This is a genomic window from Pseudomonas sp. X10, assembly GCF_054889225.1.
In genome coordinates, this window is record NZ_CM142677.1 from 2,334,332 (window position 1) to 2,347,124 (window position 12,793).

At 65.1% G+C, this 12,793-nt stretch carries 14 protein-coding genes; 7 read left to right on the forward strand and 7 right to left on the reverse strand.

Going from position 1 to position 12,793, the window contains the following annotated elements:
* The first annotated feature begins 3 nt into the window (after nt 1-3).
* Nucleotides 4-627: an urease accessory protein UreG gene (gene ureG, locus ACYU03_RS10745; protein WP_461890513.1), complete on the forward strand. Its 624-nt coding sequence runs from the start codon at nt 4-6 to the stop codon at nt 625-627.
* Between the two features lie 30 nt (nt 628-657).
* Here the strand turns inward: ureG and ACYU03_RS10750 are convergent, their stop codons facing one another.
* Both ACYU03_RS10750 and lpxO read right to left on the reverse strand, forming a co-directional pair.
* Nucleotides 658-996: a carboxymuconolactone decarboxylase family protein gene (locus ACYU03_RS10750; protein WP_461890515.1), complete on the reverse strand. Its 339-nt coding sequence runs from the start codon at nt 994-996 to the stop codon at nt 658-660.
* 135 nt (nt 997-1,131) lie between these two features.
* Nucleotides 1,132-2,031 (reverse strand): lipid A hydroxylase LpxO, encoded by a 900-nt coding sequence (gene lpxO / locus ACYU03_RS10755; RefSeq protein ID WP_461890517.1) that lies wholly within the window; start codon nt 2,029-2,031, stop codon nt 1,132-1,134.
* A 209-nt stretch (nt 2,032-2,240) separates the two neighbouring features.
* Here lpxO and thpR point away from each other — a divergent pair, with 209 nt between their 5' ends.
* Nucleotides 2,241-2,786 (forward strand): RNA 2',3'-cyclic phosphodiesterase, encoded by a 546-nt coding sequence (gene thpR, locus ACYU03_RS10760; protein ID WP_461890519.1) that lies wholly within the window; start codon nt 2,241-2,243, stop codon nt 2,784-2,786.
* On the opposite strand, the gene ACYU03_RS10765 is transcribed toward thpR, so the two are convergent.
* Nucleotides 2,722-3,369, reverse strand: coding sequence for an NAD(P)H-dependent oxidoreductase (locus ACYU03_RS10765; RefSeq protein WP_461890521.1), 648 nt, complete (start codon nt 3,367-3,369; stop codon nt 2,722-2,724). The two genes, thpR and ACYU03_RS10765, sit on opposite strands and share 65 nt — an antisense overlap.
* A gap of 84 nt (nt 3,370-3,453) precedes the next feature.
* Here ACYU03_RS10765 and ACYU03_RS10770 point away from each other — a divergent pair, with 84 nt between their 5' ends.
* Nucleotides 3,454-4,050 (forward strand): TetR/AcrR family transcriptional regulator, encoded by a 597-nt coding sequence (locus tag ACYU03_RS10770; protein WP_461890523.1) that lies wholly within the window; start codon nt 3,454-3,456, stop codon nt 4,048-4,050.
* A gap of 96 nt (nt 4,051-4,146) precedes the next feature.
* On the opposite strand, the gene ACYU03_RS10775 is transcribed toward ACYU03_RS10770, so the two are convergent.
* A complete protein-coding gene (locus ACYU03_RS10775; protein WP_461890524.1) occupies nt 4,147-5,052 on the reverse strand; it encodes an AraC family transcriptional regulator in 906 nt (301 codons plus the stop codon).
* Between the two features lie 178 nt (nt 5,053-5,230).
* Between ACYU03_RS10775 and ACYU03_RS10780 the strand changes: the two genes are divergently transcribed.
* Complete coding sequence (locus tag ACYU03_RS10780) at nt 5,231-6,283, forward strand: NAD(P)-dependent alcohol dehydrogenase (RefSeq protein WP_461890526.1); 1,053 nt, start codon at nt 5,231-5,233, stop codon at nt 6,281-6,283.
* Nucleotides 6,284-6,344: 61 nt separating this feature from the next.
* Here ACYU03_RS10780 and ACYU03_RS10785 read toward each other — a convergent pair whose 3' ends face one another.
* Nucleotides 6,345-7,661 carry a hypothetical protein gene (locus ACYU03_RS10785; RefSeq protein WP_461891441.1) on the reverse strand — a complete coding sequence of 439 codons (1,317 nt, stop codon included), beginning with the start codon at nt 7,659-7,661 and terminating at the stop codon, nt 6,345-6,347.
* A gap of 201 nt (nt 7,662-7,862) precedes the next feature.
* On the opposite strand from ACYU03_RS10785, the gene ACYU03_RS10790 reads away from it, so the two are divergent.
* Both ACYU03_RS10790 and tam read left to right on the forward strand, forming a co-directional pair.
* Complete coding sequence (locus ACYU03_RS10790) at nt 7,863-9,056, forward strand: sugar transporter (RefSeq protein ID WP_461890528.1); 1,194 nt, start codon at nt 7,863-7,865, stop codon at nt 9,054-9,056.
* A 111-nt stretch (nt 9,057-9,167) separates the two neighbouring features.
* On the forward strand, nt 9,168-9,932 hold the full coding sequence (gene tam, locus ACYU03_RS10795) for a trans-aconitate 2-methyltransferase (protein WP_461890530.1): 765 nt from the start codon (nt 9,168-9,170) through the stop codon (nt 9,930-9,932).
* Here tam and ACYU03_RS10800 read toward each other — a convergent pair.
* Entirely contained in the window at nt 9,929-10,291 is a 363-nt protein-coding gene (locus ACYU03_RS10800) for a DUF2784 domain-containing protein (RefSeq protein WP_461890532.1), read from the reverse strand. The genes tam and ACYU03_RS10800 overlap by 4 nt on opposite strands.
* A gap of 47 nt (nt 10,292-10,338) precedes the next feature.
* Complete coding sequence (locus ACYU03_RS10805; RefSeq protein WP_461890534.1) at nt 10,339-11,208, reverse strand: LysR substrate-binding domain-containing protein; 870 nt, start codon at nt 11,206-11,208, stop codon at nt 10,339-10,341.
* Between the two features lie 264 nt (nt 11,209-11,472).
* Here ACYU03_RS10805 and ACYU03_RS10810 point away from each other — a divergent pair, with 264 nt between their 5' ends.
* Nucleotides 11,473-12,789 carry an MFS transporter gene (locus ACYU03_RS10810; protein WP_461890536.1) on the forward strand — a complete coding sequence of 439 codons (1,317 nt, stop codon included), beginning with the start codon at nt 11,473-11,475 and terminating at the stop codon, nt 12,787-12,789.
* Nucleotides 12,790-12,793 lie beyond the last annotated feature (4 nt).

The following is a 12,793-nucleotide window of genomic DNA, read 5'->3' on the forward strand; positions in this document are numbered from 1 at the left end:
TCCATGCAAAGCTACCAACAACCCTTGCGCGTCGGTGTCGGCGGCCCGGTCGGCTCCGGCAAGACCGCGCTGCTCGAAGCCCTGTGCAAAGCCATGCGCGACCACTATGAAATCGCCGTGGTGACCAACGACATCTACACCAAGGAAGACCAGCGCATCCTCACCGAAGCCGGCGCTCTGGCGCCCGAACGCATCGTCGGCGTGGAAACCGGCGGCTGCCCGCACACGGCCATTCGCGAGGACGCCTCGATGAACCTGGCTGCCGTGGAAGACCTGGCGCGCAAGTTCGGCAACCTCGAAGTGATCTTCGTCGAGAGCGGCGGCGACAACCTCAGTGCCACGTTCAGCCCGGAGCTCGCTGACCTGACGGTGTACGTCATCGACGTCGCCGAAGGCGAGAAGATCCCGCGCAAGGGGGGGCCGGGCATCACCAAGTCGGACTTCCTGGTGATCAACAAGATCGACCTGGCGCCCTATGTCGGTGCTTCGCTGGAGGTGATGGAGAAGGATACGCAGCGCATGCGCCCGGAACGGCCCTGGGCCTTCACCAACCTCAAGACCGGACAGGGGCTGCAGGCGGTGATCGACTTCATCGTCGAGCGTGGCATGCTCGGTGTGCGTAGCTGAGCATGCCACGCCTATTGGCAATGAAAGGCCTTAGGCCTTGTCCACCGCGTCCAGGGCGCGGGCCGAGTAGACCAGGGCGGCACCGGCGTTCATCGCCACGGCGACGCCCAGGGCCTCGGCGATTTCCTCACGGCTGGCGCCGTGCTTGACCGCTTGCGCCGAGTGCACGGCAATGCAGCCGTCGCAGCGGGTGGTCACGGCTACAGCCAGGGAGATCAGCTCGCGTGTCTTGGCATCCAGGTGATTGGTCTTGGCTCCCGCGCCGCTGGCGGTCATGTAGCCAGCGACCGTGTCGGGGGACAGTTGCTTGAGATCGCCGATGCCGGCCATCAACTGCTTACGGTAGGCGTCCCAGTCCATCATGCTCATCGTCTTCACCTTATGGGTAAACAGGAACCTTCAGGCTAGTCGAATCTGACAGGGGCGCAGCGGGACGATGGGAGGGGGCGGGGGCGACTTTGGTAGGTGGCCTGCGAGGGCGGCGCCCTCGCAACGGATCCGGCTTCAGATGTAGATGAACACCAGCACCAATGCCGCCACCACCGCCCACTTCTCCAGGTAGTAGCGGGTGCGGTTGCGCTTTTTCAGGGCTTTGCCGCGAGCGCGGATTTTGTAGATACGGGTGAACAGGCGGTTGATGCCGCCGGTCTTGTCGCTGGCATCGTTGGGCGCGGCAGCGGCGGCCATGACGCGACGGCTGAACCAGCGGTTGAAGGCGCTAGCCCAGCGGTACTTGAGCGGGCGCTCGATATCGCAGAACAGGATGATGCGGTTGTGCTCGGTCTGGTTGGCGGCGTAGTGGATGTAGGTCTCGTCGAACATCACCGCCTCGCCGTCGCGCCAAGCGTATTTCTCTCCATCCACATCGATATAGCAGGCGTCGTCGTTCGGCGTGTCCAGGCCCAGGTGATAGCGGTAGGAGCCGGCATAGGGATCGCGGTGGCGCACCAGCTTGGCACCCGGTGGAAGGGTGGCGAACATCGCTGCCTTGACCGAACCGATGCTCTGCAGCAGCTCGGTGGTGCGTGGGCACAGCTTCATCGCCGAAGGGTGGCTTTCGCCATACCACTTCAAGTAGAAACGCTTCCAGCCACTCTTGAAGAACGAGTTGAAGCCGACGTCGTCGTAGTTGTCGGATTTCTTGATCTCGCCCACATGCAGCAGGGCCTGGGCCTCGGCGCGGATCTCCTGCCAGTTGTCCTTGAGCGGTTGCAGCTCCGGGAAGGACTCGACCGGCAGGTAGGGCTTGGCCGGCAGTTTCGAGAACAGGTAGAGGAAGGTGTTGACCGGTGCCAGGAAGCTGGAATGGTCGCCCAACTGACGGGTCAGTTTGTGGCGTACCCGACCGCGCAGGTGGACATAGGCGATCGAGAACACGAAAAGAAGTACAAGTGCGATTTTCATGGGCGGATACTGGGTCGGTGTGGCTATACGCCATGGATAAGCCCGCCAGCATAAACAATCATGCCGGCTGTTTGTACAAAATGTTACATGGCCCTGGGGCGACTTAAGTGCAATGGTCAGGGTGCTGCGCAAACGTTTTGCCGCGATGGCTGCAAAGCAGCCCCTCAGCGGTACACTCGGGCTACCGACTCTAATGACAAGGACTGACCATGGCTCAGGACACACGCCCCCGGGGCTCCCCCTTCAAACGCCTGTTCTTCGCCCTGGACTGCACTCCGGCCCAGCGCCAGAGCATCACCCAGTGGCGGCGCGACCTGGGGCTGCGCAGCGGCAAGCCGGTGCCGGCGGAGAACTTCCACCTGACCTTGCTGTTCCTCGGCGATGTCGACGCTGCACGGGTGGCGGGCATCTGTGCGGCCGTCGACACGCTCAGCCTGCCATCCGGGCCGTTACGTCTGGTGCTCGACCAGTTGCAGGCCTGGCAGCGCGCCAACGTGTTGGTGCTGGCGCCGCAGCAGACGCCGCCGAGCCTGCGCCAGCTGGTCTACGCCCTGCAGCAGGTGCTGCTGCCATTGGGCTTCGAAGAGCAAGCGCGGGTGTTCCGCCCGCACCTGACCCTGTCCCGTGACTTCCGAGGCGACGTCCCGGAGGCCAGCACGGCACCGGACTTTTTCCTCGCCGCGCGGCACTTCACCCTGTTTGAATCGCGCAAGGGGCGCTACTGGCCACTGGCGCAATGGACCTTGCCGGACTGAGATCGGCGAACAACTGCATGCCCAGGCCACGGATGGCCTCGAGGTGTGGCGCCGGATCCTGATGCTCGCTTTCGGTCAGCAAGGTATGGCTCATCACCCGTGCGCCACAGTAATCGAAGATCCCATGCTCGATCTGTACACGCATGGCCTGGCCATAGCCATGGCGCTCGAAGGTCCCGGCATCGGCGCCGGCGAGGCTGACCAGGTGCACGGGCAGGCCGCCGAGCTTTTTGCTCAGCGTGCCGTCGGCCTGGTAGTCGAAGGCCCAGCCATTGCTGAACACCCGGTCGATCCAGCCTTTGAGCAGCGCTGGCAGCGACCACCAGTAGACCGGATAGACCAGTATCAGTGTATCGGCACGGTCGATACGGGCTTGTTCGGCCAGTACGTCGGCCGGGGGCGAGGCCAGGCGGCGGTGCACGGCGTGGTCGGCCAGGTTGAAGCGGGGATCGAAGCCTTCGCCGGCCAGGTCGGCGAGTTCGCTGGTGTGGCCGGCGGCGGCCAGGCCCTGGGCCACCTGGGCGGCGAGGGCATGGGTGAGGGACTGGGAGTCATGGTGTCCGATGACGATCAAGGCATGCATGGCGGTTGTCCTCTTGCGGTGAAAGTTGAGCGCTATATACTCAAGGTAAGTTACGTTTAGTAAGTTACTTTTGGTAGGTACTCAATGTCAAGCGACGAAAAAACGCCGCCGCGCAAGCGGCTGACCCGCGATGAACGCCGCCGCCAGTTGCTGGATGTGGCCTGGCAACTGGTGCGTGATGAGGGCACCGATGCCCTGAGCCTGGGGCGCTTGGCCGAGCAGGCGGGGGTGACCAAGCCGGTGGTGTACGACCACTTCGAGACCCGTGCCGGGCTGCTCACGGCGCTCTTCCAGGAATACGACGCGCGCCAGACGGCCCTGCTCGATGCGGCGCTGGCAGAGGGCGAAGCGACCTTGGCCTGCCGTGCCTGGGTCATTGCCCAGGCCTATGTCGACTGTGTGCTCAGCCAGGGGCGGGAAATTCCCGGTGTTGTCGCGGCCCTGTCCGGCTCGCCGGAGTTGGAAGCGCTCAAACGGGTGTACGAGGGGCCGTTCCTCGAAAAGTGCCGCCGCACCCTGGCGCCGTTCGCATCCAAGGGGGATATCGGCGTGGCCGGCTTGCGGGTGTTGGTAGGCGCGGCCGAGGCCTTGTCCCAGGCCGCGGCGGCCGATGAGCTGGGCGCTGATGAGGCCAAGGCCGAGCTGCAGGCCACCATCGTGGCCATGGTGGAGCGCAGCTAGCGTCCTGTCTCGGAAATGCATTCTCTTTTGGCGACTGACTTGGCTGTTCGGCCATGGCGCCGGCAAAAGTGAACAGCTTATTTCCGAGGCAGGACACTAGACGGGCAGGCTCTGGTATGGCTGCTCTTCGCCAGGACTGCGGGCGAACTGGCGTTTGTACTCGCGGCTGAACTGCGAGCTGCTCTGGTAGCCTACCCGGTGCGCCGCCTGGGCCACGCCCAGGCCTTCGCCGATCAGCATCTGCTGGGCCTTGAGCAGGCGCAGGCGCTTGAGGTACTGCATCGGCGCCAGGTCGGTGCAGCGCTTGAAGTGTTCGTGGAAGGTCGACACGCTCATGTTGGCGCGGCTGGCCAGTTCGTCGACGCCCAAGGGCTCGGCATAGTGCTCGCGCAGATAGGCCAGGGCAGAGGCGATGCGAGCAAAGTGCCCCTGTTGCTCCACCAGCGCCCGCAGCACACCGGACTGGGGTCCGCGCAGGGCGGTGTAGAGCACTTCGCGCACCCGCGACGGTCCGAGCACCTGGGCATCCAGCGGATCTTGCAGACAACGCAGCAGGCGTTCGACGCTGTCGCGCATCGCTTCATCCAGTACTGCCGAGGTCATGGACTGCGGGGTCTGCGCTTGTACCGCCGGGTCGGGAGGCAGGCCCATGCTCTGCACCAGCTCGCTGAGCACGCTGCGGTCAATGTCCACCGCCACCCCCAGCAACGGTACGTCGACGGTGGCGAATGTCTCGCACATGAAGGGCACCGACAGCGCCTGCACCAGATAATGGCCGGCGCTGTACTCCAGGGTGCGCGGCCCCAGGCGTGCGAGCTTGCTGCCCTGGGCCAGGATTATCAGGCTGGGTTCGTAGATCTGCGGGCTGCTTGCCACATAGTGGCCCCAGGACATGACCTGGACCTGGGGCAAGGCGGTTTCGACGAAGCCGGGGCGCAAGGCCAGCGGCTTGATCAGGGCGCACAGAGTGGCATTGGCATCGAGGTGGTGGGTCAGTTGCATGGTCGCTCGGGGCAGAGAATCAGACACTGGCATCATCGCAGATCAGCCGTCCAATGCCAGGGCGCTTGGGCCAAGTCCGGAGAATCAGGCATGACTGCCGGAGAATCCGCTGTGGGCGGGCAGGGGCGCGGCGAGCAGAATTCGCAGCCTCACCTGTTCTTGTCTTGCGAGGTTCTGCATGTACACAGCCATCGGTTATGCCGCCCAATCGTCCACCAGCCCCCTGGCCCCCATGACCTTCACGCGCCGCAGCCCGCGCCCTGACGATGTGGCCATCGACATCCTTTATTGCGGCGTCTGCCACTCCGATATCCACCAGGCCCGCGACGAGTGGGGCATCGCCGTCTACCCGCTGATGCCGGGCCACGAGATCGTCGGCCGGGTCACGGCGGTTGGCGCCAACGTCGGTAAGTACCAGGTCGGAGACCTGGTCGGCGTCGGCTGCATGGTCGACTCCTGCCGCCATTGCCAAGCCTGCCGCGCCGACCTGGAGCAGTACTGCCTGGAAGGCCCGACCCTGACCTACGCCACCCCTGACCGTGTCGACGGCAGCAACACCATGGGCGGCTACTCCAGCAGCATCGTGGTCAGCGAGCACTTTGTCGTGCGCATCCCGGCCGGCCTCGACCTGCCGAGTGCAGCGCCGATCCTATGTGCCGGCATCACCACCTATTCGCCGCTCAAGCACTATGGCGTCAAGCCTGGGCACAAGGTTGGCATCCTTGGCATGGGCGGCCTGGGCCACATGGGCATCAAGTTCGCCAAGGCTCTGGGAGCCGAAGTGACCCTGTTCACCCGCTCCCAGGCCAAGGCCGAAGAGGCCCAGCGTCAGGGCGCGGACCATGTGATCGTCTCCACCGATGAGGCGCAGATGCGTGCGGCGGCCGGGCGTTTCGACTTCCTGCTCGACACCATCCCGGTGCAACACGACCTCAACCCATACCTGGAAACCCTCCGTTTCGACGGTGTGCACATTCTTGTCGGTTTGATCGAGCCAGTGGACCCGGCGCTGCACGCCGCCAACCTGGTGATGAAGCGCCGGGTGCTGGCCGGCTCGCTGATCGGCGGCATCGCCGAGACCCAGGAAGTGCTGGATTTCTGCGCCGAGCATGGGATCACTTGCGATATCGAGATGCTCGACATCCGCGATATCAACGAGGCCTACAGCCGGATGATCGCTGGGGATGTGAAGTACCGCTTCGTGATCGACATGGCGACGTTGAAGGCCTGATGCCGCGCTGACGGGAGCGGGCATGCCCGCTCCAGCAGAGCCTTCGCTTGGCCGCTGTGCATCACCAGGCCAGCGGCCTTTCCAATCCCTTCCAGAACAACCACCGCCGCACCTCGCCATGCTCGCCCGTGCCGATCTGCCACGCAGGCCGGCCGCCGTCCAGGGCGATCAACGAGATGAAGCCGGCATAGCTGGCCGCCACCAGGGTCTGGCCATCGGCGCTGATGTCCATGGCGCTGATGGTCGAGCCGAGGTAGTGCTGCCAGCGCTCTTCGCCGTCTTCGCCGAAAGCGCGCAGGTAGCCGTGGGCATCGCCGATGATGTACTCACCATCCCGGGCCACGCCGGCATAGACCCGTGCGCCATCCTGCAGCACCGGGGTGCGGGGATCGTCGCTGTAGAAGTCGGTGTCCAGTCCCGGCAGGTCAGCCACCCGCACTCCGAGCGTGCCGCCATGGTAGAAGTGGCAGGCGTTGAGGATGAGCTGGTCGCCGCGCCGGTTGAACAGGGCAAAGTGGGGATACTCGCTGGCCGGGCCGACCTCGGCCAGGCGCTCCAGGTTGTCGTTGAGCACCAGGTGTTTGCCGCATTGTTCGCCGATGGCGATCAGGCTGCCGTCCGGCGACACCGCGCCGTGCTCCATCGCCAGGCCCAGGCTGATGTCGTCCGGGTCGGTGCCGTCGGCCAGGTCTTCGAGAATGTCCTCTTCCTGGCGCAACAGGCGCGTGGCGCCCTCGGGGGCGAGCAGGAAGATGCCATCGTCGCTGACCAGCAGAACCCGCCTGCCATCGGGGAAGGGGATCAGCGAGGTGGGCGTTGGCGGCAGGTCGAAGGGGTCGAACGGATAGCCGGGCGGCAGTCCTTCAAGGCCATGGGGCCAGGCCAGGCGGGTCACTTGCGGGCCTCCCCAGCCGTCGGTGATACGGATGCCCTCGGCGTTGGCCAAGGCGAAGTAGCGACGTTGCGGGCAACGGCCAAAGTGATCGATGCCGATGACTGGGGTCACGCTGTAGCCGTCGATCTGTACCACTTGGCCTTTCTCGTGGGGCGTACCGACGCGGGCCAGGACCGAGCCGTCGTCTAGCAGCAGGACATTGGCGATACCTTGGCCGTGCTCGTCGAGCAGTGGCAGCAGCGGCAGGTGCGCCGGTGGCCAGGCGTCGCGGAAGGCCTGGCGCCTGGCCTCGGCCTGGCCCGGCTGGTTGATGGCCAGCAGGGCGGCTTGCCAGGCCGGTAGCAGATGTTCGGTGGCGGGAGCCTGCGGCTCCTCGAGGTGATCCCAGCCCTCGGCGCGACCTTGCGCGACATAGCGGTTGATGGCCTGGGCATAGGCGGTCACCGCCTGCTGCCACTGTTGCTGGGCGTTCTGGTTGTCCATGAGCGGATCGGACTCCTTGTTCCGCGATAGGGTAGGGCGACCGCGCATGGTACTCCTTGTGCGTCCCCCGTTGTGAGCCTCGGGTGTGAGGCGTACTATGCGCGGCATCCTTCCAATAACAACCTTGCGCGCACCTGCCCCCTGTATCGAGGCGGCGGTGGGCGTCTGGCCGCCTTGTTCCCGGAGACTTCGTCCACACCTATGAACACCCCCGCATCCGCAACCAGCGGCAGCTGGCTGAGCGTCATCGCCTTGGCCCTGGCCGCGTTCATCTTCAACACCACCGAGTTCGTGCCGGTGGCGCTGCTCAGCGACATTGGCCGCAGCTTCGACATGAGCACGGCCCAGGTCGGCCTGATGTTGACCATCTATGCCTGGGTGGTGGCCTTGGCGTCGCTGCCGATGATGCTGTTGACCCGCAACATCGAGAGGCGTCGGTTGCTGATCGTGGTGTTCGCCGTGTTCATCCTCAGCCACTTGCTGTCCTGGCTGGCGCAGAGCTTCGCCATGCTGCTGCTCAGCCGTATCGGCATCGCCCTGGCCCATGCGGTGTTCTGGGCCATCACCGCCTCCCTGGCCGTACGCGTGGCGCCGCCGGGCCAACAGGCCAAGGCCCTGGGCCTGCTGGCCACCGGCACCACCCTGGCCATGGTCTTGGGCATCCCCCTGGGACGGGTGGTGGGCGAGGCTTTGGGCTGGCGGGTGACCTTCCTCTGCATCGCGGGCGTGGCCCTGGCCACCTTGCTCTGCCTGGTCAAGTCGTTGCCGTTGCTGCCAAGCCAGAATTCCGGCTCCCTGCGCAGCCTGCCGATGCTGTTCAAGCGGCCGGCGCTGGTCACCGTCTATGTATTGGTGGCCCTGGTGATCACCGCGCAATTCACCGCCTACAGCTACATCGAGCCGTTCGCTCTCAATGTTGCGCAGATCGGCGGCGAGCGCACCACGCTGCTGCTGTTGCTGTTCGGCGGAGCCGGGGTGTTCGGCTCGGTGCTGTTCAGCCGCTACAGCGAGCGCTTCCCGCAGGGCTTCCTGGTCGGCGCTATCGCTGGCCTAGCGGCCTGCCTGTTGCTGCTGTTGCCGTTGTCGGCGAACTTCTACAGCTTCGCCGTTCTCAGCGTGTTCTGGGGCATCGCTATCCTCAGTTTCAGCCTGGCCCTGCAATCCAGGACCCTGAAGCTGGCGACCGACGCCACCGACGTGGCCATGGCGCTGTTCTCTGGCATCTACAATATCGGCATCGGCGGCGGCGCGTTGCTTGGCAGTATCGTCAGCAGCCAACTGGGTGTGGCCCACATCGGCCTGGTCGGCGGTGGGCTGGCGGTGCTGGGTCTGGTGTTGTGCCTGAGTGCCAGCCGACGCTTTGCAGCGGCTGCGCAGGGGAGCCAGGGGGCCTAGGAGCGCAGAGCGGCCTAGGTCTTCGGCGTCACAACAATACCGTCATCGATGACAGCTCCGTTGCCGAGGTTTGGCTTATGCTAAGCCGCATGTCCCTCGAAGGAGCCTGCAATGTCCTGGTCCGCTACCCAATACTCCCTGTTCGAAAACGAGCGCACGCGCGCGGTACGCGACCTGCTGGCGGCGCTGCCGCCACGGCCGGTACGGCAGGCGACTGACCTGGGCTGTGGCCCGGGCAACTCCACGGAGGTGTTGCTGCAGCGCTTTCCCGAGGCCCGGGTCCAGGCCTTGGACAGCGACCAGGACATGATCGACAAGGCCCGTCAACGCCTGCCGCAGGTACGCTGCGAGGTGGCGGACATCGCCCGATGGTCGGCCAGCGAACCCCAGGACCTGATCCTGGCCAATGCCTCGCTGCAATGGGTGCCGGACCACGCCTCGCTCTATCCGCACCTTGTGCGGCAATTGGCGGAGGGTGGTAGCCTGGCCGTCCAGACCCCCGACAACCTCGATGAGCCTGCCCACCGCCAGTTGCGCGAGATCGCCAGCCAAGGCCCTTGGGCCGCCAAGCTCGGCCATCTGCAGCTCCCACCCCGGCACAACGCCGCCTTCTACTACGATCTGCTCAGCCCGCTGTGCGCCCGGGTGGACGTATGGCGCACCACCTACCATCACCCCTTGGCCGGTGGCGCCGAGGCGGTGGTGGAGTGGTTCAAGGGCTCGGCGTTGCGGCCGTACCTGGCATTGCTGGATGAGCAGGAACAGGCGGACTTCCTGCAGTGCTATCTGCAGGCTATGCAGCAGGCCTATCCGCTGGCGTGCGATGGCAGGGTGCTGTTGCCTTTCCCGCGGTTGTTCGTCATTGCCACCCGCTAACGGCGCCTGCGCCGGAACACGTAAGCGTAGATGCCAAGGTTGAACAGCAACACGAACGCCCCCAGCAGCACCTGCACCTGAGCTGTCAGCCCGGCGGGGTAGATCAGCGGCCAGATGTAGTGCTCGATGAAGCCGCCCTGGTAGCCGGCCTGGCCGGCGGCGGCGAGCATCTGGTTTTCCCAGGCGGTCAGCGGGCAGTCCAGATGCAGACATTCAACCGCCAGGCCCCAGACCAATGCCGGCAAATGGATGAACAGCGCTGCCCGCCATTTCAGCACCAGCAGGCCGCCGAACAGCACCAGCAGGATGAAGGCCAGGTGCAGGAGGAGCAAGGCGTCGGCAGCGGTCCGGTAGAGCATGGTCAGCGCTCGTGGCAGGGGTGCCCATCAGCATAGGGCAGGGCGCTTCAGAGGTCTTCCTGAACCATCTGCAGGAAGGTCGCCACCACCCGCCGCGTGCGCTGCTCGCGCAGGCATACCAGGGTCTCGGTCAGGTGCCGCTGGCAATCGACGATCGGCAGCGCGCAGACCCGTGCATCGGCACCGAACTCGGCAGCCGACACCACGCCCACGCCAATCCCCACCACCACCGCCTCGCGCGCGGCCTCGCGGCCTTCGACCTGGATCGCCGCACGGATGCGCAGGCCGGCGCGGTGCATTTCTTCCTCCAGCGTCTGGCGGGTGACCGAGCCAGGTTCGCGCAGGACGATCGGGGTGTCGTCCAGGTCGGCCAGGCTGATCGAGCCACGGCTGGCCCAAGGATGGTTATGGGAGACGAAGGCAACCATGGGGTCGCTGCGCATCGGCACGCAGAACAGGCGTGCGTCGTCCACGTCACGGCCGAGCAGGGCCAGGTCGGCCTGGTAGTTGAACAGCCGCAATAAGGACTCGTCGGTGTTGCCGGTCTCGATCTTGACCTGGATGCCGGGGTAGCGCTGGCAGAAGCGGGCGATCTGCGGCAGCACGTGCACCGGCGCGTCCACGGCCAGCACCAGGGTGCCAGTGTGCAAGGCGCGGGAGTCCTGCAGCAGCTCGTGGGCTTCGGCCTCGCAGGCGAACAGGCGCTGGGTGATGCCGAGCAGGCGCTCGCCCAGGTCGGTGAGCTGCACTGAACGTTTGTTGCGGTGGAACAGCAGCACACCGAAGCGCTCTTCGAGCTTGCGCACCTGGTCGGAAATCGCCGGCTGGGTGAGGAACAGGCGCTCGGCGGCCCGGGTGAAGCTGCCGTGCACAGCGACAGCGTGAAAAGCCTTGAGTTGAGCGTGGGAGACCGACATCACCATTCCTGTTAAAAGCTGAGCTTATGTGTGAAATACAATAAATCGATTTTATTTATCAGTCAGTAATTGGTTCCATCCTTATCAGCCGAGCGGCGCTTCCACAAGACGCGGTGAGCGGCCATGGTCCCGAACGATCACGCCAGATCGCCGGGCCATCTGACCAGATGACGGTCCTCCGTCATGCAGTGCGCAACACAAAAACAAGACAGGCGTTTCTTCACATTCTGCCGGCACACTTCAGTTCTCGAGGTCAGAGTCACCATGAATCAATCCCTAGCAGCGTTCAAACGCTGGCGTGTCCAGATTTTCGCTATTACCTGGCTGGCCTATGCCGCGTTCTACTTCACCCGCAAAGCATTTTCGGTGGCCAAGCTGGGCATCGGAGAAGACCCGGACTTCCTCCTCGACAAGGCCGCGATGGCCAACCTCGATGCGATCTACCTGGCGGCCTACGCCGTCGGCCAGTTCACCTGGGGCATGCTCGCCGACCGCTTCGGTCCGCGTGTGGTGGTGCTCGGCGGCCTGCTCATTTCTGCTGCGGCGGCGGTGGTGATGGGCAGTTATGCAACCTTCCCGATCTTCGCCACCTGCATGTTGATCCAGGGCCTGGCGCAATCGACCGGCTGGGCGGGGTTGTGCAAGAACATCGGCAGTTTCTTCCCTTCCGCCCAGCGTGGCCGGGTACTGGGCTTGTGGAGCTCGTGCTATGCCTTCGGCGGCCTGGTGGCCTCGCCCTTCGCCGGCTGGTGGGCCTACACCCTGATCGGCACTTGGCACGCGGCGTTCTTCTCCAGCGCGGCCGTGGTGGCCGGGGTAGCGGTGCTGTTTTTCATCTTCCAGCGCAACAAGCCCGAGGATGTCGGCCTGCCGGCGGTGGAGCCCGAGCCACAGAGCATGTCGCCGGGCTCGAACCTGTGCAGTGTCTGGGCGCCTTTGCGCGAGATCCTGCACAACCGGACGGTACTGACGCTGGGCCTTGCCTACTTCCTGTTGAAACCGGCGCGCTACGCCATCCTGCTCTGGGGACCAGTGATCGTCTTCGAACAGATGCCCTCGGTCGGCAAGGTCGGCGCGGCGATCATCCCCACCGCCTTCGAACTGGCTGGGCTGCTCGGGCCAATCATCATCGGCCTGGCCTCGGACAAGCTGTTCGGCGCCCGTCGGATGCCGGCCTGCGTGATCAGCCTGATGCTGCTAACGGTGGTGCTGGCGCTGTTCATGGCGGCGATGCACAGCGGCAGCGTGATTCTGGTGGTGGCCTTGCTGTTCGTCATGGGCCTGACCCTGTACGGGCCGGACTCGATGATCAGCGGCGCGGCGGCCATCGACTTCGGCACCGCCAAGGCTGGCGCCACCGCCGCTGGCTTCGTCAACGGCTGCGGCTCGATCGGCGCGGTGCTGGGCGGCCTGCTGCCGGGGTACTTCGACAGCGTGACGGTGTTCATCGTCTTCGCCGGCTGCGCGCTGTTCTCCGCCCTGGTCCTGCTACCGCACTGGAACAGCCGCCCGGCCACCGCCGAGCAGGCCAACGACGTGGCACCCAACACCGGCATGGTCATCAAGCCGGCACGCACTTGAGGAA